The 26,247-nt window shown below is 47.1% G+C and carries 22 protein-coding genes; 7 read left to right on the top strand and 15 right to left on the bottom strand.

The window, feature by feature from the left end; genetic code table 11:
- Nucleotides 1-78 precede the first annotated feature (78 nt).
- From LX69_RS08310 to LX69_RS08295, 4 genes are all read right to left on the bottom strand, one after another.
- Nucleotides 79-939 carry a hypothetical protein gene (locus LX69_RS08310; RefSeq protein ID WP_111445385.1) on the bottom strand — a complete coding sequence of 287 codons (861 nt, stop codon included), beginning with the start codon at nucleotides 937-939 and terminating at the stop codon, nucleotides 79-81.
- Entirely contained in the window at nucleotides 936-1,337 is a 402-nt protein-coding gene (gene yidD, locus LX69_RS08305) for a membrane protein insertion efficiency factor YidD (RefSeq protein ID WP_221621317.1), read from the bottom strand. Before yidD ends, LX69_RS08310 begins: the two co-directional genes overlap by 4 nt.
- An 82-nt stretch (nucleotides 1,338-1,419) precedes the next feature.
- Nucleotides 1,420-2,097, bottom strand: coding sequence for a LolA family protein (locus tag LX69_RS08300; protein ID WP_111445383.1), 678 nt, complete (start codon nucleotides 2,095-2,097; stop codon nucleotides 1,420-1,422).
- Between the two features lie 132 nt (nucleotides 2,098-2,229).
- On the bottom strand, nucleotides 2,230-2,640 hold the full coding sequence (locus tag LX69_RS08295; RefSeq protein WP_111445376.1) for a TM2 domain-containing protein: 411 nt from the start codon (nucleotides 2,638-2,640) through the stop codon (nucleotides 2,230-2,232).
- A gap of 523 nt (nucleotides 2,641-3,163) precedes the next feature.
- On the opposite strand from LX69_RS08295, the gene LX69_RS08290 reads away from it, so the two are divergent.
- From LX69_RS08290 to LX69_RS08275, 4 genes are all read left to right on the top strand, one after another.
- Nucleotides 3,164-5,413: a sodium-translocating pyrophosphatase gene (locus LX69_RS08290; RefSeq protein ID WP_111445374.1), complete on the top strand. Its 2,250-nt coding sequence runs from the start codon at nucleotides 3,164-3,166 to the stop codon at nucleotides 5,411-5,413.
- A gap of 573 nt (nucleotides 5,414-5,986) precedes the next feature.
- The gene (locus LX69_RS08285; protein ID WP_146260687.1) at nucleotides 5,987-6,931 is read left to right on the top strand and encodes a lysylphosphatidylglycerol synthase transmembrane domain-containing protein; all 945 of its coding nucleotides are present in this window, start codon (nucleotides 5,987-5,989) and stop codon (nucleotides 6,929-6,931) included.
- Nucleotides 6,892-8,304 (top strand): UDP-N-acetylmuramate--L-alanine ligase, encoded by a 1,413-nt coding sequence (locus tag LX69_RS08280; protein ID WP_245934975.1) that lies wholly within the window; start codon nucleotides 6,892-6,894, stop codon nucleotides 8,302-8,304. Before LX69_RS08285 ends, LX69_RS08280 begins: the two co-directional genes overlap by 40 nt.
- 304 nt (nucleotides 8,305-8,608) lie before the next feature.
- On the top strand, nucleotides 8,609-9,475 hold the full coding sequence (locus LX69_RS08275; protein ID WP_111445370.1) for a hypothetical protein: 867 nt from the start codon (nucleotides 8,609-8,611) through the stop codon (nucleotides 9,473-9,475).
- 149 nt (nucleotides 9,476-9,624) lie between these two features.
- Here the strand turns inward: LX69_RS08275 and LX69_RS08270 are convergent, their stop codons facing one another.
- Both LX69_RS08270 and LX69_RS08260 read right to left on the bottom strand, forming a co-directional pair.
- A complete protein-coding gene (locus LX69_RS08270; RefSeq protein ID WP_111445369.1) occupies nucleotides 9,625-9,969 on the bottom strand; it encodes a HigA family addiction module antitoxin in 345 nt (114 codons plus the stop codon).
- Between the two features lie 556 nt (nucleotides 9,970-10,525).
- Nucleotides 10,526-11,125 (bottom strand): hypothetical protein, encoded by a 600-nt coding sequence (locus tag LX69_RS08260; RefSeq protein ID WP_146260686.1) that lies wholly within the window; start codon nucleotides 11,123-11,125, stop codon nucleotides 10,526-10,528.
- 437 nt (nucleotides 11,126-11,562) lie between these two features.
- On the opposite strand from LX69_RS08260, the gene LX69_RS08255 reads away from it, so the two are divergent.
- Together LX69_RS08255 and LX69_RS08250 are read left to right on the top strand one after the other, a co-directional pair.
- Nucleotides 11,563-12,858, top strand: a complete 1,296-nt coding sequence (locus tag LX69_RS08255; protein WP_111445365.1) for an NAD(P)/FAD-dependent oxidoreductase — start codon at nucleotides 11,563-11,565, stop codon at nucleotides 12,856-12,858.
- A gap of 44 nt (nucleotides 12,859-12,902) precedes the next feature.
- The gene (locus LX69_RS08250; protein ID WP_111445363.1) at nucleotides 12,903-14,237 is read left to right on the top strand and encodes a glycoside hydrolase family 1 protein; all 1,335 of its coding nucleotides are present in this window, start codon (nucleotides 12,903-12,905) and stop codon (nucleotides 14,235-14,237) included.
- A 149-nt stretch (nucleotides 14,238-14,386) separates the two neighbouring features.
- Here the strand turns inward: LX69_RS08250 and rodA are convergent, their stop codons facing one another.
- The 9 genes from rodA to LX69_RS08205 form a co-directional block, all read right to left on the bottom strand.
- Nucleotides 14,387-15,811, bottom strand: coding sequence for a rod shape-determining protein RodA (gene rodA / locus LX69_RS08245; RefSeq protein ID WP_111445362.1), 1,425 nt, complete (start codon nucleotides 15,809-15,811; stop codon nucleotides 14,387-14,389).
- Nucleotides 15,812-16,005: 194 nt separating this feature from the next.
- Nucleotides 16,006-17,862: a penicillin-binding protein 2 gene (gene mrdA / locus LX69_RS08240; protein ID WP_245934974.1), complete on the bottom strand. Its 1,857-nt coding sequence runs from the start codon at nucleotides 17,860-17,862 to the stop codon at nucleotides 16,006-16,008.
- Nucleotides 17,859-18,377, bottom strand: coding sequence for a rod shape-determining protein MreD (mreD, locus tag LX69_RS08235; protein WP_111445358.1), 519 nt, complete (start codon nucleotides 18,375-18,377; stop codon nucleotides 17,859-17,861). The genes mrdA and mreD overlap by 4 nt, the downstream gene beginning before the upstream one ends.
- The gene (gene mreC / locus LX69_RS08230) at nucleotides 18,370-19,176 is read right to left on the bottom strand and encodes a rod shape-determining protein MreC (protein ID WP_245934973.1); all 807 of its coding nucleotides are present in this window, start codon (nucleotides 19,174-19,176) and stop codon (nucleotides 18,370-18,372) included. The genes mreD and mreC overlap by 8 nt, the downstream gene beginning before the upstream one ends.
- 98 nt (nucleotides 19,177-19,274) lie before the next feature.
- Nucleotides 19,275-20,300, bottom strand: coding sequence for a rod shape-determining protein (locus LX69_RS08225; protein ID WP_111445354.1), 1,026 nt, complete (start codon nucleotides 20,298-20,300; stop codon nucleotides 19,275-19,277).
- A 13-nt stretch (nucleotides 20,301-20,313) separates the two neighbouring features.
- Nucleotides 20,314-21,903, bottom strand: a complete 1,590-nt coding sequence (gene purH / locus LX69_RS08220) for a bifunctional phosphoribosylaminoimidazolecarboxamide formyltransferase/IMP cyclohydrolase (protein WP_111445352.1) — start codon at nucleotides 21,901-21,903, stop codon at nucleotides 20,314-20,316.
- A gap of 276 nt (nucleotides 21,904-22,179) precedes the next feature.
- A complete protein-coding gene (locus LX69_RS08215; RefSeq protein ID WP_111445350.1) occupies nucleotides 22,180-22,572 on the bottom strand; it encodes an HIT family protein in 393 nt (130 codons plus the stop codon).
- Between the two features lie 29 nt (nucleotides 22,573-22,601).
- Nucleotides 22,602-23,075, bottom strand: coding sequence for a transcription elongation factor GreA (gene greA, locus LX69_RS08210; protein WP_111445349.1), 474 nt, complete (start codon nucleotides 23,073-23,075; stop codon nucleotides 22,602-22,604).
- Between the two features lie 416 nt (nucleotides 23,076-23,491).
- On the bottom strand, nucleotides 23,492-24,181 hold the full coding sequence (locus tag LX69_RS08205) for a carbonic anhydrase (RefSeq protein WP_111445348.1): 690 nt from the start codon (nucleotides 24,179-24,181) through the stop codon (nucleotides 23,492-23,494).
- A 564-nt stretch (nucleotides 24,182-24,745) separates the two neighbouring features.
- Between LX69_RS08205 and LX69_RS08200 the strand changes: the two genes are divergently transcribed.
- Entirely contained in the window at nucleotides 24,746-26,227 is a 1,482-nt protein-coding gene (locus LX69_RS08200) for an MFS transporter (protein WP_111445347.1), read from the top strand.
- The last annotated feature ends 20 nt before the right edge of the window (nucleotides 26,228-26,247 follow it).

Raw genomic sequence — 26,247 nt, 5'->3', positions numbered from 1 at the left:
ATTGAGGCCTGAAAAAAACTGCCTGCAAGCATCAACGAATCAACACGATTAAAGACTGGCAATGACTGCGAATGAACATCAATTGTATAAATTACGCAGAGGGATATGAAGATTGAAAAGAATTTTCGCATCATTTTCAGCATTAAACTCCTGATTAACAATTGCACCTAATTTTACAGTCCCCAAAATATTACCAACATAAAATGTTGTAAAAACAGTTCCGAAAAAAATGGAAGCAAAAGATTCCATTCCTCGTTTGCGGATATTTTCGGCTGTAACCAAACCGAGACCAGTAACCAACAACATTGAAGATATGCCCTGTCCGGTTCTACCTAAATAAATCTTACCACTTCCGGGAACCAACGCTGACATCAATCCGGCACAAAAAACCGATTTAGGTCGATGCACTTGAAGACGAGATGCAATGGCATCAATTTTTGTTAGTTCATCAACATATCCATAAAAGCCACAATCAAGCTGCTGCCTATGTTGATGATATCCTTTATAATTTCGGCTTAAGAGCTCCATACCACATGTCAGATACATTTTCATTAACGAATCCTGATGTGATGAAGGATTATAAAAAGAAAGTTGTTCTTTTGCCTTGCCAAGTTGCCCTAAATGCATGCGATTATATGCACTAAAAAGACTGGATTTAGAATACATAACTGCTCCTTGAGAAACCAGCCCCAAACAAACAGAAGACGAATCAAGCTCTTTTACCGAATAATACGCCCATCCCTTAAAATAATTAAGAGAATCTAATCTCGTTTGAGAGAATGATTCATAAGGCATTTTATTTAAAACAAAAATAGCCTCGCGATAGGAACCCTTCTGTACTAAAAAATCAACAAAAGCCAAATCATCCTTCTGTGCGCTTAAAGACAAATAAGTCCCGGCAAGAAAAACACCAAAAAATAATAAACGAATCAGACTCATTCCTTCAGCTTACAACCATTGTGACCATCATACAATTCAACACCATCAAAAAAACGCCGTTTCTTCTCATCAAATTTCATCGGATGCAAATCAGACTGAGAAATTTGATTGCAACGCGCAACACGATCTGAGGTCAATAACAAGCCTCGAATTAATCCATGACGCCGCATTGCATGTTTACAAAACTCGGAACACGTTGGATAAAACAAACAATCAGCAGAAAACTGATTAGATAAAACCTCCTGATAAAAATAAAGCATACCCCCAAAAAACCAATTCAACGGATTTAACTTTCTGGACAAAGGCTCCCCTTTTAAATAAAAATCGCGGTTCTTGTTATACACCAATGCAACTTCAGATGAATCAATACGATTACGCTGAATGATTAAATCACTCAACGAAGAAATTGTTGATTCTGATGAATTTTGAGCACCCAAAGAAATGAAAGAAAAAGCAAAAAAAATACTAAAACAACAACGCTTAATCGACCTTCTTAGCATTTGCAGGGATTTCAAAATTAAACAAAGTACGATCAACCTGATTACCGATCTTGATATTTGAATAAGTTGTTCGCTTCAAAATAGAATCAGGACTTGCATCAAAAGATACTTCGGTGATTTTTTGAGGAAAATTAAACTCCGGGCACGAAAAATACTGGTAGTAATATATTTTTTTCAAAACTTTACCATCCACTCCCCTATATTCAGAATAGATAGGAAGATAATTTTCAAAAACAACATCCACTTCTTTTACTGGCATCAGATGAACCGGAGCTTCCCATGTAACAACCAAATGATCGTCTTTATAATTTGTACTTTTCACTTTAAATCCTTCACTTTTTAGACCCAGATCATCAACTTTATTATTCACAAAATAGTACATCAACTCATTATTACTTGAATAATGGTTATTCTGCGTATACGAGACCGTATTATCTTTCGGAAAATATATTCGCATTTCACCCTTATTATTAACCGTTTTATAAAATTCCTTCGGATTAAAATAATGGCATACAATTTTATCACTTTTACCATCATAGAGCGTTTGCGATTTAACAGTCATCACCTTACCTTTTTGCAAAATTTGGTGTGTTACATCGGCAGATACAGCAGAATTTAACAACTGCGCAGAGCTCACCCCCATGGAAGCAATCAACATCGATAAAATTAACACGCAGCAATAATGTTTCATAACAATCAAATGTCAATCATTTACTACAAACAAAGACAAAAGCAGGCTGCAATAAACAACCTGCTTTTTTAATAAATTTTGCGTCAACAAAACTGCAAATTACCACATGAAAAACTTGGGGTTATCTACAAACTGACTAATGTCATCATAATTGACAGCCAATACAATCAAGTCAATCAAAGGCACCAGACCGAAAATACCTCCACAAGTCAAGATGTAACCGATACCGGTCATCGTCTTAGTACCTAAGTAGAAACGGTGAATTCCTAAACCACCCAAAAAGAAGTCAAGCAAGATAGCAACCAAAGGATCTTTTCCTGCTGAAATAGTAGCAGTGGAAGCATTGGCTGACATGTCCAAAGCATCAAACATCATGCTTGTACTTACCTCATCTGCGGCAGCAAACAACGATTCTACCTGATTGTCGTCAATTTTAAATGACGCACTGGCATCAACTGCAAATGTTGACAAGCCCAACACAAGGGCAAAAAACAAAACAAACTTTTTCATTCCAATTTAAGTTAAAGGTTTGACCATACAAATATATATATTAATTATTCCCCAATGCATTTCATCGTAAAATTTTTTCGTTTTTTTCATTCCCACAACAATCATAACATCGAAATACTCGTTATCGGGCTAACACTTCCGCAAATCATTAATTTTTGTAAACAATCCATTTGTTTATTCCCCTCAAATCACTATCTTCGAAAACCCGAGGGCAATACAAGACAAGGAGAGCAGTGCAGGAACGCCCAGGGTCTTACTCATTACGTTTAACAAGACAACTACCCTTGTCATGCATGATCACATTCCTGCTTCTATGCTCATTTATTTACATGAGTGGCTGTTGACAAACAGTATACGCTGCATTCACAGGCACAGTATCAGATGCCGCGACATCGCCTTCACATCCATTAATCTCTTGCAATCGAACAAATGACAAGAGACAAAAGCGCTGTAAAACAAACAAATACAGCACTCAATTCTAATAAATCAGATGATCTTTTATAAACCTAAATCTTAAAAAAGTATGATTAGCTCAATTTTCTGGCTGGTACCTGCAGCGTCGTTGGTGGCGCTGATTTTTGCCTGGTACTTTTACAAAACCATGATGAAGTCGTCGGAAGGGACGCCACGCATGCAAGAAATTGCCCAATACGTTCGCGAGGGCGCCATGGCCTACTTGAGGCGACAATACACCGTGGTGGGGAAAGTGTTCCTCATCCTGGTCATCATCTTGGCCGTACTGGCGTACATGGGGGTACAAAACCCGTTTGTCCCCATCGCATTCCTCACGGGGGGCTTTTTCTCGGGACTATGCGGCTATCTTGGAATGAAGACGGCCACCAATGCTTCGGCACGGACGGCACAAGGCGCTTCGATCTCGCTCAACAAAGGCCTTCAGGTGGCCTTCCGCAGCGGGGCTGTCATGGGGCTCGTGGTCGTGGGTTTTGGCTTGCTCGACATTGCCGCCTGGTTTCTGTTCCTGACCAAAGTTATTTTCACACCCGAACACATGGCCAGTGGCATGCATTTCATGGGGCTGACCTTTGTGCACGAGGGCACCACCGACCATCAAAAACTCATTGAAATCACCACTACCATGCTCACTTTCGGGATGGGCGCCTCCACACAGGCACTCTTTGCCCGCGTGGGGGGTGGCATTTACACCAAAGCGGCCGATGTGGGCGCTGACCTGGTGGGTAAAGTAGAGGCAGGCATCCCAGAAGATGACCCTCGCAACCCGGCCACCATTGCCGACAACGTGGGCGATAACGTGGGTGACGTGGCCGGCATGGGTGCCGACCTGTACGAATCGTATTGCGGATCCATTTTGGCAACAGCAGCATTGGGAGCCACCCTGCCTTTGATTTCCGATCAAGCACAAATGCAAGCCGTGTTGGCTCCTATGATTGTAGCGGCCATCGGCATCCTGCTCTCCATCCTTGGCATCTTTATGGTTCGCACCAAAGAATCGGCCACACAGAAAAATCTGCTTAACGCTTTACTACTGGGCACAGGTGGCAGCTCGGTGTTCATTTTGGCTGGCGTTGGGGCACTCGCCTGGCTTGAATGGATTAGTTGGGGTGTGTTTGGATCGGTGGTAGCCGGTTTGGTTGCCGGGGTAATCATCGGACAAGCCACCGAATATTTTACATCGGATGAATACGGCCCCACCAAGGGCATCGCCAAACAAGCCCAACAAGGACCGGCCACCACCATCATCGATGGCATCGCTGTGGGAATGTACTCCACTTGGATTCCGGTCATCACCATTGTTCTGGGTATCATTGCCGCCTATGGATTCGCAGGCGGATTTTCAACCGAGGCAGGAGCCTTTTCACGGGGCGTGTATGGCATTGGATTCGCAGCTGTAGGCATGTTGGCCACCCTGGGCATCACGCTGGCCACAGACGCCTTTGGCCCCATTGCCGACAACGCCGGCGGAAATGCCGAAATGGCTCACCTGCCCAAAGAAGTACGCGAACGCACCGACGCCTTAGATATGCTGGGCAACACCACCGCAGCCACCGGCAAAGGCTTTGCCATTGGCTCGGCAGCTCTGACAGCTCTGGCACTGCTATCTGCTTACATCGAAGAGATAAAAATATGGCTGAGCAAAACCCCTGAAAAACTAAGTGCCTTTTTAGAGGCATCCGACATCACGTCAATTCAAGAAGCCTCAATACGTGATTTCGTGAGTTATTATGATCTTTCAGTGATGAACCCACTGCTGCTGGGGGGTATGTTTCTGGGTGCCATGATGGCCTTCCTATTCTGTGCCATGACCATGAAAGCAGTGGGCAGAGCTGCCGGAGCCATGGTAGATGAAGTACGCCGACAGTTCCGCGACATCGCAGGCATCATGGAAGGCACTGCAACGCCCGACTATGCTCGCTGCGTGGACATCTCGACCCGTGGCGCGCAACGCGAAATGTTGCTGCCGTCGTTATTGGCCATTATAGTGCCGGTAGCGGTGGGTATTCTGCTGGGTGTGGCCGGCGTCATTGGCTTATTGGCCGGTGGGTTGACAGCCGGTTTTACCCTGGCGGTAATGCTCAATAACTCGGGTGGCGCATGGGACAACGCAAAAAAATATGTCGAAAAAGGCAATTATGGAGGCAAAGGAAGTCCCACACACAAAGCCGCTGTGGTAGGCGACACTGTGGGTGATCCCTTTAAAGACACCAGCGGCCCCTCGCTCAATATTTTAATAAAACTGATGACCATGGTGTCGGTGGTGATGGCTGGCTTGACCATTGCCTACTCCATTTTTTAATAGTCACAATTTAGCTCTAATCTAATTTGTATTAGTAATCATAGGAATATTTTACACAAACCATTATTTCGTGCCCTCAAGCCGGGCGGGCTCTTACTTTTTGGCTACAGCCCCAAAAAGTAAGCAAAAAAGGCCGCCGCTGACGTAAAATGGCTAAAAATCATAGGCCTTCTCTAAAATCTGCGAACTCGCAAGCTCAAACAGCGCATATTTTTTAACGCTCAGGCATATGATTTTCTTAACGTCATTTTCCGAAGGCGGCTTAATTACCTTGCTTGATTTCGAGCTTTCATGTTTTGTTTACCCATAGATATCGACATAGAGCCCACAATTTGATTTGCTTTATCCAAAATTTAGACAATAAGATTGATAGACTAAAGACAGACAGATGAGACTTAAGAGACGAATACAAAAGATCCAAAAGTCTCTCATCTTTTCATCATCTGTCTCATCGCCATACGTCTTATCTTAAAGAAAGAAAATCATAAATTTGGAATTTGGTTGAAAAAAACCGCAGCGTGATTGCATAAAAGCAAAAACGTTGCGGTTTTTGCTATTTTTGACAGCTATTTCATGAGAGTATCGTCTATGCAGTTATCCCCCCGATTGGTCAAGACCTTCAAAACGCTTATAAAAGTTGGCATCTCGTCGCTGGCCATATGGTACTTGGCCACAAAAATCGACACCAAAACATTATTGTCAACTGCCCGCAGCACCAATTACTGGCTTATAGGGACAGCCATCATGGCCTACGTGGCCTCACAATTCATTGCCGCCTTGCGACTCAACACCCTGTTTAAGCATCTCCCCCTGAAAATTGAGAGCACCAACAACATCAAGTTGTACTGGATGGGCCTTTTCTACAACATCTTTTTACCGGGTGGCGTGGGAGGCGACGGTTACAAAGTATTCCTCATCCACAAATACATAAAAACCCCGACCAAACGACTCATCGGAGCCATCCTGGCCGACCGGCTCAGCGGATTGTCGGTTATCCTGGTTTATTTGCTGGCGTTGGTCTATTTTATCAACTACGAATTACCCTACCAAGGATGGTTTTGGGCACTGATCCCAACCGTTGGCGTGGGTTACTTTCTGTTCCTCTATCTATTCAATCGCCCATTGACGGCGGCATTTTGGAAAGTCAATGCCTGGTCACTGCTCATTCAGGGACTTCAGGTGGTGTCGGCCATGCTGATTCTCGAAGCCATGGGCGCCAAGGTGGTGGGACATCGCGACGATTTTATCTTCCTGTTCCTGCTCTCGGCCATCACCGCATCGGTACCCATCACGCTGGGCGGCATCGGAGCCCGGGAACTAACCCTGCTCAAAGGCGCTGAAATACTCAACCTCAACGCCAACCATGCTGTGGCTTTGAGCCTTATATTTTACCTAATATCAGTAGTAGTGGCGCTTCCCGGCATCATCTACACCTTTGCTCCCGGCAAATTACTGATAGTCAAACAAACCTCGGCGGCATGTGCCGAACAACCCAAAGCAACAACCACCAACACATAACCCACCTCATGCGCGTCCATTTCATCGCAATTGGCGGAAGTGCCATGCACAATCTGGCCATCGCCCTCCACAAAAAAGGATACCACGTCACCGGCAGTGACGATGAGATATTTGAGCCATCCAAAAGCCGGCTTGCCCAACATGGGCTGCTGCCACAACAACCGGGCTGGCATCCCGAAAAGATAGATGATTCGCTCGATGCCATTATTTTAGGCATGCACGCCCGTGGCGACAACCCCGAGCTGCAAAAAGCCCTAGACATGGGGCTGAAGGTCTATTCGTACCCCGAGTATCTGTACACGCAAACCACCGACAAAGTGCGCGCCGTGGTGGGTGGCAGTCATGGTAAGACCACCGTCACGTCGATGGTGATGCACGCCCTTGCACATCATCAAAAGGCCTTTGACTTTATGGTGGGTGCCCAGCTCGAAGGCTTCGACACCATGGTGAGCCTCACGGCCAAAGCACCGGTAGCTGTGTTCGAAGGGGACGAATACCTGTCGTCGCCCATCGACATGCGCCCCAAATTCTTGTGGTACAAACCGCAGGTGGCCATTCTCACTGGCGTGGCATGGGATCACATCAACGTATTTCCAACGTTTGATGGGTACGTGGAGCAGTTCCGGATGTTTGCCGACACCATTGCCGATGGCGGCACGCTCATTTATTATGGAGACGATGAGCACTTGCAAGCCATCGCATCCAAACAGCAACATCGCATCCAAACCGTGGCCTACCGCGGCATCCCCCATCGGGTGGAAAACGGCAACACCATCCTACAATGGGCAGGACGCGACTATTGCACCCCGGTGTTTGGAGCGCACAACCTTCAAAACATCCATGCAGCCATGTTGATGTGCGAGACATTGGGGATGAGTCACCACGACTTTCTCACCTCGATGGGCACCTTCAAAGGCGCAGCACGACGCCTCCAAACCCTCTACACGGGCGAAAGCAGCACGGTATTTTTCGACTTTGCCCACTCGCCCAGCAAACTGAAAGCCACCACACAGGCCGTTCGTGAGCAATACCCCCACCGGGAACTGGTGGCCTGCATGGAGCTGCATACCTTTAGCAGCCTCAACAAAGCCTTTTTACCACAATATCGCCATGCCATGCAGGCGGCGCACAACGCCTATGTGTACTTCAGCCCCGAAGTGATGAAACACAAACGACTGGAGCCCTTCACCCCTCAAGAAGCAGAAACAGCATTTGACCAACCCGGGCTGAAAGCCTACACCCAATCGGCTCCATTGTTCGACATGCTCCGAAGCATCGACTGGACCAACAAGAACCTGCTCATCATGACATCCGGGAACTTTGATGGCATCGACATCCGTGCTTTTGTCAAAGAAGTGTTTGAGAAACCATAAAAATTTGGCAAAGAATTTGCTACTACAAACGCCGCGAAACAATGTTTCGCGGCGTTTGTTGATTATGGACGAGCCAAAAAGGGGGAAAGTGTAAGAGTGTAGGAGTTTAAAGTTTAGGCGAATAAGAGTTCAAGAGTCCTTTACTCCAAACATGATTCTTCACAACTAAACGATCCAAATACTATCAACAAGTATTGACTCATCGTCATTCACACAAAAATGACAATGAGCGAATTCAACCCAAAAGAAATCAACACTCTGAAGTCCCTCTTTGAGGGATGAGGGGGCTTTAAATCACAGAAATATGAAAACAACCCAATTGCTTTTTGCAACCCTTGCCATGAGTGGCATGTTGCTGATGACCTCGTGCAACAAAGACGAAGAAACCATCAATCAAAACGAACAAATTGCGGCAGATGATGATGCGGCCGAAGAAATGTCGAACCTGCTCGACGCCCTGGTGGAGACCCACGCCGGCAGTGACGATGAAGCGGCCAACGCCCCGGCACTAAAAACCGTAAGCCTGCCCAACGTCACAGCCATATCGACGGGCGAGTCATTTTGGCCACGTGAAATCACCATCGACTATGGCAGTGAAAACACGGCCATCACCATTGGCAGCGGGATCAATGCCCGCACAGTTAACATTCGGGGCAAAATTGTGGTGGAGAAATCCGCGCCTCTCTTTATTGCCAACTCGGTTTGGAACATCAGCTTTGCTGACTTTTATGTGAGCGACAACGCCATTAAAGGCACCCAAACCTACACCAACACAGGCCTTAATGACATACAAAACTGGACGTTCGCCTGGGCATCAGACCTGACCATCACTGCTACTGATGAAAGCTGGATTAAACGCACGGCCACCAAAACACGCGAGATGACCGCCGGCGCCTCCACACCGCTAAACATTTGGGACGACGAGTTCACCATCAACGGCACAGCTTCGGGCAGCAACTCAAGAGGATGGAGCTACAACAATGCCATTGCCAACGTGTTGCACAAACGCATCTGCCGATTTCCGGTGAGCGGCACAGTGACCCTGACCAACGGCGCCAACAACACCTTTGTGCTCAATTATGGCAACGGGGAATGTGACAATGAGGCCTCCCTCACCGACACCAACGGAAATCAAGCGACCATTGTGCTAGGGAAAAGATGGATGAAATAAGGATCGGTCATCATCTCACGCCCATCAATGACTTGTATTGAACGGAGTTATGACATCAATAAAAAACCCACAGCCCAAAAACGGAATCGTTTTGGAGCTGTGGGTTTTAGATATCAAGGCTACACACACGACTATTATCCCCTCAATCATCAGAGTGTGGCCGTCATTTTGCGAGTTTTGCTTAACTTATTCATAAAATCAGAATTGCGTTTGGTTACCACAATGTTGTAACTCGCCTGCATTTTAAGCAAGGGTTCGGCAGGTAAACCCACCACAGCTTCAATAAGCAAGGCAAATTCGGTATTAACGGGACGTTTGCCATTTAACACCTCGTTGAGCAAGGTGTAAGGTACATTCATTGCAGCGGCCAGTTTACGCTGCGAAATCCGCCGATATTCAATTTCGTCTTTCAACACTTCGCCCGGATGGGTGGGTTCAAACGGTTCGAGGTTGTTTGCAATCATATTCGGCTCAACACCTGGAACAGCAATCATAACTTTTCATTAATAATGGTTTGACAAATCGATTATGTTGCATATTGTAGCTATCATTTTGTTTTCAAATGTCTTGTCTTCGAACTCAATACGGTATTGGTCATTTACTCTCACGGATGACACACCAGATTTGTCGCCTTTAAGTTTTTCGTAGTTCAACGAATGGTACTTCATCAAAGCCAATGTATCGGGAAGATTAATCATTAAGTCGATCACTCATAGTATTTGCGGATAATGGCAGACTGAAAACGGTGCTTTTTGTCGGTTGTTTTACCTGTACGGTACATTTCTCGCAAATACTCCTTATCAAATGTGATGTCCATACCATATTATCAAGTGTTTCACGGTACAAAGATAATACAGATCAAGGCGTAATTCACAAAATAGTGAACCACTAAAACTTTGCCAAGTATTAACAGAACCACCTTCCATAACTTTAAAACACCCCATCGTCTAAAGAGCCGCCCCTTGCTGACGGGTTAAAATTTGCCTAAGTAAAAAAAAGGCGCCGGGAAATCCTCCCGGCGCCGTCTCATTCAACTCACTTAATCAATCATCATTTGCTAAACTCATAACGGTGCGAAAGGTTACCCGTGGCCACCGAAACGGTATAATTTCCTTTGGGGAGGTTGCTTACTTTGTACAGGCCGTTGTACACTTCGCGGGCGGGGAGCTCGTTGGTGTAAACCATTTCGCCGCGTTCGTTGGTGATCTCCATTACCGAGTAGCTTTTAGCGGGGTTGATGTGGCGCACATACAACATCTCGTTGCCGCGGAGCAAAAAGGCGGCATCAGTTTTGGCATTGTTCTTTTTCTCTTCCACCAAACGGCCGTTGCTCACCTCGAAGGTGCTCACGCGACGACTGCCATCGTTCACCACATACACGTGGTAAACGCCATCGGCCAACGAACTTAAATCAACCAGACGCTGAAACATGTTAGAGTTGCTGATTTTGGCACTACGGTAAATCAGGTTGCCCAAATCGTCTTTAATGGCCACGCGGTAGTTGTCGCTCTCGCCAAACACGGCCGACACAATGGCATAGTCGGTATTGCGATAAGTTTTTACCACCACATCGTCTTTGGCAAAAGCCGATACTGTTACTGCTGCAAAAACCAAAGCCATCCATCCCCTTTTCAACATACTTGTGTTCATGTTTTGTACCTTTTATTTGTGTTTGTATTTTCCCTTTTTGATAACGATACAAAAATATCTGCCACCCCATCTAACTGGTATTAATATTCAAAATTCATTGTTAAAGTTTGGGAGTCGACACCCTGATTTTCAACCTATTTTAATTAAAAACAGGTCATTTTATGCAATAAACCCTAAAAACATCAGTCCTACCCCCCACCAGGGCGACAGAAAGCCATGGGACATACAAACGCAGATAAAGGGCTACAACACCACCGGGCGAATACGAAGCCCAAAAAGAATGCAGGCATACGTCAGCAACAGGCGATGCAAACATTGGTTATCAACTTCTTAACACCATACATCAAAAAACACAACAAAAGACTTAAAAATCTCAAATTGAACAAATGCCCCCCTCCTGTGGTTGAAAAGCAACACAAACACACAACCATTTATACATGCTACAAATACCGGAAACCAACCAAAAGCGCATCGTCATTGTGGGCGGGGGCTTTGCGGGCATCAGCCTGGCCAAGAGTTTGGCCCACAGCAATTATCAGGTGGTGATGATCGACAAGAACAATTATCACCAGTTTCAACCCCTGTTTTACCAGGTGGCCACAGCGGGCATCGAGCCCAGCGCCATCCTATTCCCGCTGCGCAAACTGTTTCAGCGTCAGGGAAACGCTTACCTGCGCATCACTGAAGTGACGGGCATCGACCCCACGGCCAAAATGGTGCACACCCGCTCGGGCGATTGCCATTACGACTACTTGGTGGTGGCTGCGGGGGCACAAACGTCGTACTTCGGGCTCAAAAACATTGAGGCGGCAGCCTTTCCCATGAAGTCGGTCACCGAAGCACTCACGCTGCGCAACAGCATCCTCAACCATCTGGAGAATGCCCTGTTGGAGAAAGACAAGGCCGTGCAACAACAGCTGCTCAACCTGGTGATTGTGGGCGGCGGGCCCACCGGCACCGAAGTGGCCGGCGCCCTGGCCGAGATGAAGAAACACATCTTCCCCAAAGAATACCGAGAACTGGACACCAGCCGCATCCGCATTGTACTCATCGAAGCTGCCCCACGGTTACTGGGGGGGATGAGCCCCAAATCGTCGTCCAAATCGTTGCGTTACCTCCACAAACTGGGGGTAGAAGTGTACCTCGACACGCAGGTAAACGACTACACCAATCACGAAGTGGTGCTCAGCAACGGAGAACGCATTCCCACCCGCACCCTCATTTGGGCTGCGGGCATCAAGGGGGCGTCCATGCCCGGCATCCCGGCCGAGGCCATTCTGCCCAACGGGCGCATCCGGGTAGATGCCTTCCATCGCATGGCGGGCAGCGACACTATTTTTGTGGTGGGCGACCACAGCGCCATGATCACCGACGCCACGCCCAAAGGCCATCCGCAAGTGGCGCAAGTGGCCATTCAGCAGGCACGCAACCTGGCACGCAACTTCATTCGCATGCAAAAGCATCAAAACCTGCGCCCCTTCCGCTACCGCAACCCCGGGTCACTGGCCACCGTGGGGCGCCATTTGGCTGTGGCCGACCTGCCGGGCATTACCTTTTTTGGCTTTTTTGCCTGGTACGTGTGGATGTTTGTGCACCTGATGGCCATCCTGGGTGTCAAAAACCGGCTGTTTGTATTTCTCAACTGGCTGTGGAGTTACATCACCTTCGACCAGTCGCTGCGACTCATCATTCATCGCGACGACGGCCACAAACTTAACGGCGAGTTAACGTAACTGTGCCGGCAGGCAGGTACATTTGGGCAGACGACACAAAACAAATGCTCCGAAAAACAGATTTTGGCCCCGACTTCAAGTGGGGCGTCACCATCAGTGCCTTTCAAAACGAGGGGGCGGCACATCTGCACGGCAAAGCCCCCTCGATATGGGACGCATTTACCGGGCGCCCCGACATTATCAAAAACGGCGATCGCCCGGGCGACACCTGCGACTTTTATCATCGTTACGAAGAAGACGTTGCCCTGGCCGCCCGCCTAAACTTTGGGGTGTTTCGCTTCTCCATCTCATGGCCGCGCCTGCTGCCCGATGTCACCGGTGAGCCCCATCCCGAAGGGGCGGCATTTTATAACCGGGTGATCGACTGCTGCCTGGCAAACGGACTGGAGCCCTGGGTGACCGTGTACCATTGGGATTTACCCCAGGAGCTGGAGGCGAAAGGCGGATGGACGCACCGCGATATCATAGGCCACTTTGCCCACTACACGCGCACCTGCGCCCGCCTGTTTGGCGACCGGGTGAAGCATTGGATTGTGATGAATGAACCAATGACCTTTGTGGGCATGGGCTATTTTATGGGCTACCATGCCCCGGGGCGTACGGGCATCGGGGCATTTTTACCGGCTGCGCACCATGCCGTACTGTGCATGGCACAAGGGGGACGCATCATCCGCGAGATGGTCGATGGAGCCAAGGTGGGCGTGGCACTCTCGTGCTCGTACATCGAACATGTAGACGATCGCCCGCTCAACCGGGGTGCCGCACGCCGGGTGGAGGCACTGCTCAACCGCTTCTTCCTCGAACCCCTGCTGGGCATGGGCTACCCCACCGACGCCATGCCGGCGCTGCACCTCATCAGACGCTACATGCGGCCGGGCGATACCGAAATGATGGCCTTCGACTTCGATTTCATTGGTTTGCAATACTACTTCCGCATCGTGACCCGCTTCAGCATCACGCCACCCATTCTGTTTGCCGAAGAGGTGGCACCGGCCTCGCGCAAGGCCAAGCTCAATCTGATGGATCTGGATGTCTATCCCAAAGGCCTGCAACATCTGCTCGACTTCTACGGTCGTTATCCGCAAATCAAAAGCATCATCCTCTCCGAGAGCGGGGTGTGCTTTCCCGATTTCCCCATGGGCGGACATATTCACGACCATCAGCGGCGCGACTACCACCGCACCATCCTGCACATCGTCAAAGATGGCATCAAAAAAAAGAAACTACCCATACACGGCTATTTTGCATGGACACTGGTGGATAACTTTGAGTGGAGGGAGGGTTTCACTCCTCGTTTTGGATTGGTACACAACAACTTTATCACCCAGCAGCGCACCATTAAGGATTCGGGAAAGTGGTTCCGGCAATTCCTCAAATGACCGGTGGCCAATTCCCACGGCAGGGGATGAGAATTCTCACGTGTGGAAAAAAAATTTCCACGTGTGGAAAATAATTTTTCACACGTGGAAATTCATCATCCCACACAAGCCTTTGAGCTGGCGCAGATGATTGGGGATGCGAACGATCGTCAGCGGATCAATTCAGTGCGGTTGGTGTCGAGCTTGAGGAACACGAACAACAAAAGTGAAAAACCCCACAACGAAGAGCCCCCGTAGCTAAACAGCGGCAACGGGATGCCGATGACGGGCGCCAACCCAATGGTCATGCCCACATTGATGGCCAGGTGAAAAAACACCAAACAGGCCACGCAGTATCCATAAATGCGGCTGAATGCCGAATGTTGTCGTTCGGCCAGATAGATAAGTCGCAAGAGCAAAGCCACAAATAATATCACCACCAGGCTGGTTCCGGCAAACCCCCACTCCTCGCCCACGGTACAAAATATGAAGTCGGTGCTCTGCTCGGGCACAAAGTTGAACTTGGTTTGCGTACCTTGCAAGAATCCCTTTCCCACCAGGCCGCCCGACCCGATGGCAATTTTCGACTGATTGACGTTGTACCCGGCTCCCAGCAAATCTTCTTTGAGGCCAAACAACACTTCAATGCGCGTCAATTGATAGGGAGATAAGATATTATGGTAAAAATATTCAGACGAAAAAGCCAACGCCACGGCCATCCACATCATCAACACGCCTACCTGCAGGTATTTTTCTTTTTTGGCAAAACGACGATAAAGCATCCACCCCGACAGAGCCAGCAACGTGATGGCCACAGCATAAAAAAGGCTCCATTTGTAAAGCCCCGTGAGGCTGAGTAAAAAACCGCCCCCCATCACCACAGCAGCAATCACCAGCGATTGTTTCACCACCTGAAAGCCGCGTTTGTACAACACATAAAGCAACAACGAAGCGCCAATGATTAAAAACACAACGGGCAAATCAATCAAAAAAGCCATGATGGCCACCACCGCCGCAATGACGCCAGCCACCAAAATGAGGGGGCTCAGCCCTTCGCGATAAAACATGAGCACAAACACAAAATACACCAAGGCCGACCCGGTATCGTTTTGTAAAAAAATCAACAAGATGGGTAACAACAAAATACCCCCAATTTTAAACAAATGACTCCAGCGATGAAACGAAAAGCCAAAACGGCTCATGGCACGCGCCAGCGAAAGACTCACGGCCACCTTGGTAAACTCGGCCGGCTGTAACCGCAACGGCCCAAATTCGACCCACGCCTTGGCGCCGTTCACTTCCTTACCAAACAACAAAACCACAATGAGCAGAAAAATGGTTAAGCCATAAAAGATATATGCAAACTCGACAAAGAACTTACTGTCGGTGAGCGAAATCAACCAAATGAACCCAAAGGAGAACCCAATCCACATCAGCTGTTTGAAGTACTCCTTGCCGGTATCGAAAAACACCGGATTTTCGGGATTAAAGTTGGCCGCATAAAGATTGAGCCACCCGAAAACAATCAGCATCAAAAAAAGGATGACGGTCACCCAATCGAATTTGCGCAATGCGCTATGGTTCCCTTGTTTCATGTGTCTATAAAAAGTATTAAGGCATGATTATCAAGACGCAAGACAACGAGGATTTATAATCCTCCTGTGTCGATGGTGCTTCGTCATGAATATTTCATGTATCTATAATAAGCCCCTCTCATCCCCCAACGGGGGACTTTGGATTTGTTTCGTCATATTAGCTGCCAGCACTCTTCCACTCTTCCACTCTTAAACTACTGCGCGACAGCATTACCTATCAAATTCGCGTTCACCATGCGTTCTTCCAGAAATTTGCGTTTCTCGCTCACTTGTCCGTTCAGGTATTTTTCAATCATCAAACTGGCCACCGGGGCGGCATAAGTGGCACCAAAACCAGCATTCTCGACATACACTGCAATGGCAATTTTGGGATTTTCGCGAGGCGCAAAAGCAATAAAGATGGAGTGATCCTTCCCATGCGGGTTTTGCGCCGTGCCGGTTTTGCCGCACAAACGGATGCTATCGATTTGCGCAATCCGCGCCGTTCCCCCGTCATCGCCCCACACGGCGCGCTCCATCCCATCGAGCACAGGTGTAAAATGGCGTTCGTCGATGCCTGTAAAATGTTTCTCCTTAAAACGGGGATCGATATCTTCATCCTCGATGGACTTCACCACATGAGGCGTGTAATAATAACCCCGATTACAGATGGCCGTGGTCATGTTGGCCGTTTGAATGGGCGTGAGCAACAATTCAGCTTGCCCAATGCCCAACGAAATCACCGTCACCGAGTTCCACGACCCACGATAGGCTTTGTTGTAATACTCGGCATTGGGAATAAAACCGCGCTTTTCGTAGGCAAAATCGGTTTCGAGCCGATACCCCAACCCGAACTTCACACAATAATCTTTCCAATGCTCAAGCCCCTCCTTAGGCGAATTGTACTTGGGATTATCGAGAATCTTGCGAAATGCGGCCGAATAATAGGCATTGCATGAATGCTGAATGGACTGTGGCAAATTCAGCGGACTAGGATGGGCATGGCATCCCACTTTAAGTGATCCTAAATGATACCCCATCGAACAGGGAATGCGTGTATCTTCGGTAATCACCCCCTCCTGCAAAGCAATGAGGGCATTGAGCGTTTTAAAGGTCGAACCCGGCGGGTACTGCGCCTGCAAGGGGCGGATGAACAACGGCTTATTGGGGTCACCTTCCAGCAAGGTGTAGTTTTGACTTCGCACACGGCCCACCAGCAAACCCGGGTCGTACGATGGCGCTGAAACCATGGCCAGTATCTCACCGGTAGCAGGTTCAATGGCAACAACGCTTCCTATTTTATTCTGCATCAACAACTCGCCGTACATCTGCAAATCAATGTCGAGCGAAAGCGTGAGGTTCTTCCCCACAATGGCAGCCGTATCGAAACGCCCGTCGCGATAGGCCCCTTTTTCACGGCCATGCACATCTACCATCACCACCTTGGCACCCTTGCGGCCACGCAGGTAGCTCTCGTATGTATTCTCAATCCCACTGATGCCGATGTAATCGCCCATTACATAATAGGGATCCTTTTTGATGCCCGCTTCGTTGACCTCCCCCACATACCCCATCACGTGAGCGGCACCGGGATACTCATATTTGCGCAACGTCCGACGCTGCGCAAAGAAACCCTTGAACTTGTATTCCTTCTCCTGAAACACGCCATACTGCTCGGCCGACACCTGCTTGATAAACGCCGACGGCTTGTACGACGACACCTTGCGTGAACGAATGCTCTTGCGCAAATCGACAAACATCTTGCGCAAATCATCCATCTGAATATTCAACGACTTGCAAAAATCCAAGGTATCGAAAGGCTCCACATCGCGTGGAACAATCATGATATCATACACCGGCTGGTTTGACACCAGCAACTTTCCATTGCGGTCGAAAATGAGACCCCGCGCCGGATATTGGGTCAAAATGCGCTGCGTATTGCTATCGGCCGACAACTTATAGGTCTCATCGTGCACCTGAATAAAGAACAACTTAATGATGAAAATGAGTCCCAAAAGAACCACCATCACTGAAATGGTCAGCGCCCGGTTATTATAACTGCCTATCATCATCGTCTCTTGGTGCTACCAACTGTAAAAAGCTGAACCAACAAAATCAACAATACTGAAACAAACATACTGGCAAAAGCTTTGAGCACCACCACGCCCATGTGCTCAACCGAAAGTGCTTCGAGCAGAAAAAAGGCAGTGTGATGAATCATGGTCATTACTACCACATATTTGATAAACCAGGCCAATCCAAATGTCGCGACATCGGGCTGCGTGCCGGGCTGAAACGTATCATGAGGAATCATCACCCGATGCAACGACGGACGCAAAAATGCAATGAGCAACGAGGCGGCAGCATGCATGCCCGGCGTGTTCGAAAAGGCATCAACACCCAATCCCATGGCAAATGCCGAAATCAACAACAGCCACCCCGGCGTACCAATAGGAAGCAACAGAATAAACGCAATGTACACATAAGGGTTCACCACCCACCCCAAATGAATTTGGTTCACCACCAGCACCTGTATCAACAGAAACAGGATAAAACTAAAGGCATGCTTAACAATGTCCTTAATCATTTTCGTTCTGCTTTTCTAATTGTAACTGTTCACCGCGATAAGTATTGTCCACCACTTCGACGTACGATAACCGTTTGAAATCGACGGCCAGCTTCACACGTATGCGAAAGAAACTCTCGCCCTCCTCGGCTTCCACTTCGTCAACCGTCCCAATGGGAATCCCTTCGGGAAAGATGGCCGAGTAACCCGAGGTAACAATCAAATCGCCGGGTTTAACCGTGGCATGCAAGGGAATCTCGCTCAAATTGACGTATCGCGAATCGGTGCCATCCCAACTCACCGAACCAAAATGCCCCGACTCTTTTAACTTGCCGGAAATTTTTAACCGCGAATTCAACAGCGAAATCACACTTGTGAAATGAGGCGACACACGCCGAACCACCCCCACGATGCCATCGGGGCATATCACGGCCGTTTCTTGCCGAATACCGTCGATGCTCCCCTTATCAAGCGTCAGGTAGTTGAACGATTTATTCACGGAATTATTGATCACCCGTGCTGAATGGTAAGCGTACTGCTGCCCAGTGAGGCTATCCTTCACCAGCCGAATATAGTTGGGCGACATTTGAAACGCCCCGGGCAACCGACTTTTAAGGAAGGCGTTCTCATCGGCCAGCCGGTCATTGTCACGCTGCAACGAAAAGAAATGTGTCAACGCGTGGGTTCCTTCATACAAAGCCCCCGAGAGACGATTGGATGAACTCACAAACACCGACCGATGGTAGGGGTTGTAACGAAAAACCAAAATGAGCGATAAAATCTCCAGAAAAACAAACAACACGCCTACATGGTGTTGCATCAAAAATCGGATGATATTTCTCATAAACCCAGCGCAAACTAAAAAAAATCCGGTACACAGATGGTTCAATCCATGTACCGGCTATTAATAACGTATGGTTATCGCATCAGGTATGGCAAGCCGCGATGACGGTTCTTCAAGGCAATTCCGGTACCTCGCGCCACTGCCCGAAGCGGATCCTCTGCCACGATAAAGGGAATGTTGATTTTGTCGGTCAATCGCTTATCGAGACCTCGCAACAAAGCACCTCCGCCGGCCAGGTAAATACCGTTCTTCACAATATCGGCATACAACTCGGGAGGCGTTTGCTCCAATGCGCTCAACACTGCTGTTTCAATTTTTGAAATTGACTTTTCCAAACAGTGACTAATTTCCTGATACGAAACAGGCACCTCAATGGGCAAAGCGGTCATTTGGTTGGGACCCTGCACCACAAAATCAGCAGGAGGGGTCTCCAACTCAGGCAATGCCGAGCCCACATGAATTTTAATCTCCTCGGCCGTCCGTTCACCTATTTTAATATTGTGCTGACGACGCATATATTCCATGATATCGGCCGTCAAATCGTCACCGGCAATGCGGATGGATTTGTTGGTTACGATACCGCCGAGCGAAATCACGGCAATTTCGGTAGTTCCGCCACCGATATCCACAATCATGTTTCCCTCGGGCGCTTCCACATCCAAGCCTATCCCCAAGGCAGCTGCCATGGGCTCAAATATCATGTACACCTCACGACCACCTGCATGCTCGGCGGAGTCGCGAACGGCACGTATTTCCACCTCGGTACTCCCCGAAGGAATACAAATCACCATGGTGAGCGAGGGAGAAAAAAGCTTGCCTTTGGTGTTAATCATTTTCACCATGCCACGAATCATCTGCTCGGCAGCATTAAAGTCGGCAATCACCCCGTCGCGCAACGGTCGGATGGTGTAGATATTATCGTGCGTTTTCCCATGCATCTGACGGGCACGCTCACCAATGGCTTCAAGCTTTTCGGTGCGACGGTTAATGGCGACGATAGAAGGCTCATCCACCACAACTTTATCGTTGTAGATGATGAGGGTATTGGCGGTTCCCAGGTCCATTGCGATTTCCTGAGAAAGGAACGAAAACAATCCCATCGGGTTTTATATTTTAATGTTTGAAATGTCTTTTTCCGGTGAAAATCATGGCCATGCCAAACTCGTTACAGGCCTCAATCACCTCCTCGTCCCGAATGCTGCCTCCGGGCTCAACGATGTATTTTACACCATATTCGTTGGCCGCCTCAATGCTATCGCGGAAGGGGAAGAAGGCATCGGAGATCAGCACCGACTCTTCAATTTTCACACCCTCTTTCATGTCGAAACGAGGCATGGTCAAATGGCGGAGGCTGTCCAAACGATTGGGCTGCCCCATGCCGGCTCCTGTAAGCCAAAATGAACCGTCACTATTTTCGGTAACAATAGCAATGGCATTACTTTTCAGATGCTTACAGGCAGTAATCCCAAACTTGGCCAGGTTCATTTTGTTTTGGGCAAACTGACACTTGGTTACGGTTTTGAATTCGGTATCAGGTTCCTCATCTTCATCCTGCACCAGAATGCCACCACTAATGGAACGGTACAATTTCTCACCCGTCACACTATTCTTCACTGGCACCTCAAGCAAACGAAGGTTTTTCTTCTTACCCAAAATGGCAAGCGCTTCCTCGGTAAACTCAGGGGCAATGATGATTTCTACAAAACGGTTGCTGAACCACACGGCCACCTCAGCAGTCACCTTGTGCGTAAAGCAAATAATGCCGCCATAAGCACTAATCGGATCACCTGCCCATGCCAATTCCAACGAACGCATCACACTATCAGTCACAGCCAACCCACAAGGGTTTAAGTGTTTTACCACCGACACCGCCACTTTATTTGACAAATGCGTCACGGCATGGTATGCATCACTCGCAGCTTTCCAAGCCGCATCTGCATCCAAAAGATTATTGTACGACAGCTCTTTACCCTGCAGAATTTTAGCCTGCGCCAGGGAAGATCCTTGCTGAATATTATTGAATTTGTAAAAAGTAGCCGATTGGTGTGGGTTTTCGCCGTAACGAAGCACCTGACCATCATTGAGGCTCACGCGCTCAACACCGGGCTTGCCGCCATTGAAGTAATTAAAAATGGCCGAATCGTAATGCGACGACACCGCAAAAGCAGCCGAAGCAAAGTAACGACGATCATTGATATCTGAAGAACCCTTCTTTTCGTTCAACAAGCGAAGCAAGTCACCATATTGACCTTTTGAAGGAACAATAATCACATCTTTATAATTTTTAGCAGCCCCGCGAATGAGGGAAATGCCACCAATATCAATTTTTTCGATGATGTCTTCCTGCGAAGCACCACTGGCAACAGTGGCTTCAAAAGGATAAAGATCAACAATAACCAGATCAATCTCCGGAATCTCATATTTGTGAAGCTGCTCTTTGTCTCCACTATTGTCACGACGAGCTAAAATACCACCAAACACTTTGGGGTGTAATGTCTTCACGCGGCCACCCAATATGGAAGGATACCCCGTGATGTCTTCCACCGCGATACAGGGAAGACCCAACTCTTCAATGAAAGCTTGCGTCCCGCCGGTAGAATAAAAAGTGACCCCCTGACTGTGGAGGGTTTTGATGATTTCATCCAATCCGTCTTTATGATAGACGGAAATCAGTGCCGATTTGATTTTAACTGTCGTATCCATTAATAAACTATAATTCAGTTTGGCAAAAATAAGAAAATATGAATATCCCTCAACGGAAAGAATTTATTTATTTGCACAACAAACCGAATCACAAACTTCAAAAAAACAAGATGTTCGACACCTTCAATGGCGCCCAGAACGAAAATACCCGAAACCAAACTGTTTCGGGTATTCAAAAAGTTCATATAAAATCGTTCTAATCACCAATCTGCATCGGTTGACCCCGGCATAAATTCCAACGAAATATCCTCCCGGTCGAACAACAAGCAACTGAAACTAAAACTGCTGAGTGATTTTTTGGGCAATGGCCTGAAACTCCTCAGATGAATACTTCTTTTTGGGGTTTGAAAAATTCAAATCCTTCTCATGTTGCAAAGGAAGCAAATGAATGTGTGCATGAGGAACTTCCATGCCCAATACGGCAACACCAACCCGCTCGCAGGGGATGGCTTTTTTGAGAGCCACAGCAACCTTTTTGGCAAACACCATCATGGCGGCCAAAAGATCATCATCCAAATCAAACAAATAATCAATCTCCTGCTTGGGAATCACCAGGGTATGGCCTTCGCCCAACGGATTGATGTCTAAAAAAGCATAGTATCGCTCATCCTCTGCAATTTTGTAAGAAGGGATTTCTCCCTTGACAATTTTAGAAAAAATGGTTGCCATAACGAATACAAAATTTAAACAGTAAGAGATTATAACGCGATATCAACAATTTCGAAAGTCATGAGCCCCGAAGGCACCTGAATTTCAACCACATCGCCCACTTTTTTCCCCAACAAACCTTTCGCAATAGGCGTCGAGATAGAGAGTTTACCGGTTTTTAAATCGGCCTCGCTTTCCGACACCAGGGTATAGGTCATCTTCGCATTATTTTTGGTATTTCGAATGGTCACCTTATTCAATATCTGCACCTTAGATGTATCAATGCGAGATTCATCAATAATGCGACTATTGGCAACCACGTCTTTAAGCTTGGCAATCCGCATCTCGAGCATTCCTTGCGCCTCTTTGGCGGCATCGTACTCGGCATTTTCCGACAAATCACCTTTGTCACGTGCTTCGGCAATTTGACGCGAGATACTTGGACGCTCAACACTCTCAAGATGAACCAATTCCTCCTTCAGCTTTTTTAAACCCTCTTCGGTAATGTAATTAATTTTTGACATAATATGATCCTCCCGGAGCTAAATGTATTAAGACAAATATTTAAAAACAACCCTCCGAACCGCGAAGTCCTGAGGGTTGCAAAATGATTGTGAATTTAAAATCTTTTGCTTGATAGCGTCACCGGAGACGGTGTGGTTGCTGAGGTTGCAACACCACAGAAACAGCCACGCACCGGCTCAAGAGTTCGCCTCTTATACAATGTAAATATGACAATTGCATTCTGTGTGTTATAATCAACAAAAACCTCAATTGATATAAAAAAATAAAGAATCCCGACCTGCAGGACTCTTTACACAAAGATATAAACATTCAAATGAATTCCCAAAGTATTTTTTCGGACAAAAGTATTTACAGCATACTTAATGACGATTCAAAAAACACACATGAAACTCATTGAATGATCATTAGCACAACATTAAAAAACAACAGTTCCTTCGTCTAAATCATAATAGGCACCCACGACCTTAAGCTCACCCTTATCAACCAAGTGCTTAAGAATGGGTTCCGAAGACGATATTTGACTCTGAACCAATGCCATATTATCATGAATGGCATTCATCAGTAAATCGCCTTCTTTAGTCTTAGCCGATTCAACCGCAGGACGAATCTGTTCAACAATGTACCCAACAGCACCGGGCGCCTCTCCGCCTTCAACAGCTGCTGTGACGGCACCGCATCGCTCATGACCCAAAACCACCACCAGCTTAACGCCAAGATGCTCAGCTGCATATTCAATACTTCCCATCGCAGCCTGGTCGAGCACACTGCCGGCGGTGCGTATCACAAAAAGACGCCCAATACCCTGATCAAATACCTCTTCGGGCGGCACGCGAGAATCGGAGCAACAAACCACAATGGCAAAAGGGTGCTGCTTGGCGGCAGTGGCTGAACGTTCTCCTGCCAATGCATTAAACGCAACGGACTGACCACTGACATAGCGAACATTACCGGCTTTCAACTCAGCCATGGCACTGTCTGGATGCTCAAGATGCTCTGTATGAGCAGATGCATGAACTTCAGTGGTGGTAGCGTTTCCTCGGTCGGCTTTAGGCTGACAGGCAATCGCCAATAACAAACATGGAATCAAAAACAAACCATTCTTCATAATTAAAAAATTTACAAAATTAAAAATGACCTCACTTCTCACTCACATTAATTCATCGAAGATGCCAGGCTGGAGTTAATCAATGACTTGTCGTCATCAAAAACATCAGATCAGAACATCACAATAAACAGTTCGTGAAATTTTACATTCATAATGTTTTTCCGCTGCAAATGTATAGCGAGACACCTGTCGTTGTCATCGACAATGAAAAGTTTACAACATTTTAACGCTACAAACCCCCAAGGGTAAAAAAACAGACGCTTGACCAATTCACAAAAACAAACTGCAGAAATGGCTTCATAAAAATCTATGGAATACAAAAAAAGAGATTCACGCTTAATACCTGTCTTAATGACACTTAAGCCCTCTCATGTTACCCAATTGCAAGAAAATGTTTCATAATTGACACCTACAAAACGTCTCGTTGTTACCTAATAACAAGGATATGATACGCCATTGAAATTAACACCTGTTTACAAATCGTATTTTTGAATGATAGAAACCCAATGAAAAGGGAATCCATCAATCCAACACACATATTCAAACATTATTTAAAAACAACTCATGAACACATCCACTCACAAAATCTCCGTGATTGAAAAAATCGGGTACAGTTTGGGCGACTTGGCCGCCAACCTGATTTTTCAGACATTAATGACCTTCTTGGCATTTTTCTACACCGATGTTTATAAAATTGAACCCAATACGGCATCGGCCATCATCTTTATTGGCGGTATGATCGGCGCCTTCTTTAACCCGGTAATGGGCATCATTGCCGACCGCACCAGCACTCGTTGGGGGAAATTCCGGCCCTGGATTCTTTGGACTTCAATTCCATTTGGAATCATGGCACTGTTGGCATTCAGCACGCCCAATTTTGGACCGGGTGGTAAAGTGGCTTATGCCATGATTACCTATGTTTTATTGGTACTGGTTTATTCGGCCAACAACCTTCCCTACTCGGCATTAAGCGGCGTGATGACCGGCGACATGGCTCAGCGAAACAGCATCTCCTCATACCGATTCATTGCGGTTACCACAGCTCAGTTTATCATTCAGGTGATCCTGCTCCCGCTGGTACTCATCGTGGGCAAAGGCGACCAGGCGGCAGGTTTTGAAACCGTGATGGGTGTCTTTGCCGCCATTGGGGTTATCTTTTTCATCATCACATTTTTAACCACCAAAGAACGAATTGTCCCTTCGCAGGAACAAAAAACCAGCATTAAACAAGACTTTACTGACCTGTTTAAAAATAAGCCTTGGATTGCCATGTTGGTTATTACAGTATTCATTTTCATCACCCTTTCATTAAAAGGTGGCGCTTATGTGTACTACTTCAAGAACTACCTAAACGAACAAGACACTGCCAACTTCCTGAACTCGATTGGTTTTAATGGCTTTATCAATGGGCTTAACAGTTTCCTCACCGGCATTGGTCTGGTAGGCTTTCACTGGCCCGAAGATGCTCCCACATCGGCATTCAGCCTCTTTAACGCCAGCGGCATCATCCTGATGATTATTGCCATCGCACTCTCAAAACCCATTGCCGACAAATACGGGAAAAGAGATTTATTTGGGGTAGCCTTAACCATTTCGGCCATCGCTCAATTTATGTTTTTCTTCATTTCACCTTCGTCCATCGGGTTGGTATTTCTGACACAAATTATTCACGGTTTCTTTTATGGCTTGACCATTCCGCTTCTTTGGGCAATGATTGCCGATGTGGCAGACTATTCAGAGTGGAAAAACAACCGTCGAGCCACCGCCATCATTTTCTCAGCCATGATTTTCGGCTTAAAAGCTGGTTTGGCCATCGGCGGCGCGTTGGTCGCAGGCATCCTCAGTTCCTATGGTTATGATGCCAATTTATCCAGCCAATCGGCAGAAACCACTCACGGCATCTTACTCACCATGAGTATCTTCCCAACCATTACATTCTTCATTGCAGTTGGATGTCTCTTCTTTTATGAAATCAACAAGACCAAAGAGGTTGAAATTGAAAAAGAATTGAAAGCACGTCGCGCCTCAGCATCACACACCGAATAAATTAAAAAGTCCATTAAAAA

The organism is Breznakibacter xylanolyticus (assembly GCF_003254275.1).
Lineage (GTDB): Bacteria > Bacteroidota > Bacteroidia > Bacteroidales > Marinilabiliaceae > Breznakibacter > Breznakibacter xylanolyticus.
The sequence above is the reverse complement of the archived record's forward strand: the minus strand, read 5'-3'. Positions and strand labels throughout refer to the sequence as shown.

What these genes read in the sequence shown, in the direction of transcription:
- LX69_RS08215 (WP_111445350.1), bottom strand. Translation starts at nt 22,572, where the DNA reads ATGGCAACCATTTTTTCTAAAATTGTCAAGGGAGAAATCCCTTCTTAC.
- greA (WP_111445349.1), bottom strand. Translation starts at nt 23,075, where the DNA reads ATGTCAAAAATTAATTACATTACCGAAGAGGGTTTAAAAAAGCTGAAG.
- LX69_RS08295 (WP_111445376.1), bottom strand. Translation starts at nt 2,640, where the DNA reads ATGAAAAAGTTTGTTTTGTTTTTTGCCCTTGTGTTGGGCTTGTCAACA.
- LX69_RS08310 (WP_111445385.1), bottom strand. Translation starts at nt 939, where the DNA reads ATGAGTCTGATTCGTTTATTATTTTTTGGTGTTTTTCTTGCCGGGACT.
- LX69_RS08200 (WP_111445347.1), top strand. Translation starts at nt 24,746, where the DNA reads ATGAACACATCCACTCACAAAATCTCCGTGATTGAAAAAATCGGGTAC.
- purH (WP_111445352.1), bottom strand. Translation starts at nt 21,903, where the DNA reads ATGGATACGACAGTTAAAATCAAATCGGCACTGATTTCCGTCTATCAT.
- LX69_RS08205 (WP_111445348.1), bottom strand. Translation starts at nt 24,181, where the DNA reads ATGAAGAATGGTTTGTTTTTGATTCCATGTTTGTTATTGGCGATTGCC.
- LX69_RS08250 (WP_111445363.1), top strand. Translation starts at nt 12,903, where the DNA reads ATGCTCCGAAAAACAGATTTTGGCCCCGACTTCAAGTGGGGCGTCACC.
- LX69_RS08225 (WP_111445354.1), bottom strand. Translation starts at nt 20,300, where the DNA reads ATGGGATTGTTTTCGTTCCTTTCTCAGGAAATCGCAATGGACCTGGGA.
- LX69_RS08255 (WP_111445365.1), top strand. Translation starts at nt 11,563, where the DNA reads ATGCTACAAATACCGGAAACCAACCAAAAGCGCATCGTCATTGTGGGC.
- mrdA (WP_245934974.1), bottom strand. Translation starts at nt 17,862, where the DNA reads ATGATGATAGGCAGTTATAATAACCGGGCGCTGACCATTTCAGTGATG.
- mreD (WP_111445358.1), bottom strand. Translation starts at nt 18,377, where the DNA reads ATGATTAAGGACATTGTTAAGCATGCCTTTAGTTTTATCCTGTTTCTG.
- LX69_RS08270 (WP_111445369.1), bottom strand. Translation starts at nt 9,969, where the DNA reads ATGATTGCTGTTCCAGGTGTTGAGCCGAATATGATTGCAAACAACCTC.
- LX69_RS08285 (WP_146260687.1), top strand. Translation starts at nt 5,987, where the DNA reads ATGAGAGTATCGTCTATGCAGTTATCCCCCCGATTGGTCAAGACCTTC.
- LX69_RS08300 (WP_111445383.1), bottom strand. Translation starts at nt 2,097, where the DNA reads ATGTTGATTGCTTCCATGGGGGTGAGCTCTGCGCAGTTGTTAAATTCT.
- LX69_RS08275 (WP_111445370.1), top strand. Translation starts at nt 8,609, where the DNA reads ATGAAAACAACCCAATTGCTTTTTGCAACCCTTGCCATGAGTGGCATG.
- LX69_RS08280 (WP_245934975.1), top strand. Translation starts at nt 6,892, where the DNA reads ATGTGCCGAACAACCCAAAGCAACAACCACCAACACATAACCCACCTC.
- LX69_RS08260 (WP_146260686.1), bottom strand. Translation starts at nt 11,125, where the DNA reads ATGAACACAAGTATGTTGAAAAGGGGATGGATGGCTTTGGTTTTTGCA.
- rodA (WP_111445362.1), bottom strand. Translation starts at nt 15,811, where the DNA reads ATGAAACAAGGGAACCATAGCGCATTGCGCAAATTCGATTGGGTGACC.
- LX69_RS08290 (WP_111445374.1), top strand. Translation starts at nt 3,164, where the DNA reads ATGATTAGCTCAATTTTCTGGCTGGTACCTGCAGCGTCGTTGGTGGCG.
- mreC (WP_245934973.1), bottom strand. Translation starts at nt 19,176, where the DNA reads ATGCAACACCATGTAGGCGTGTTGTTTGTTTTTCTGGAGATTTTATCG.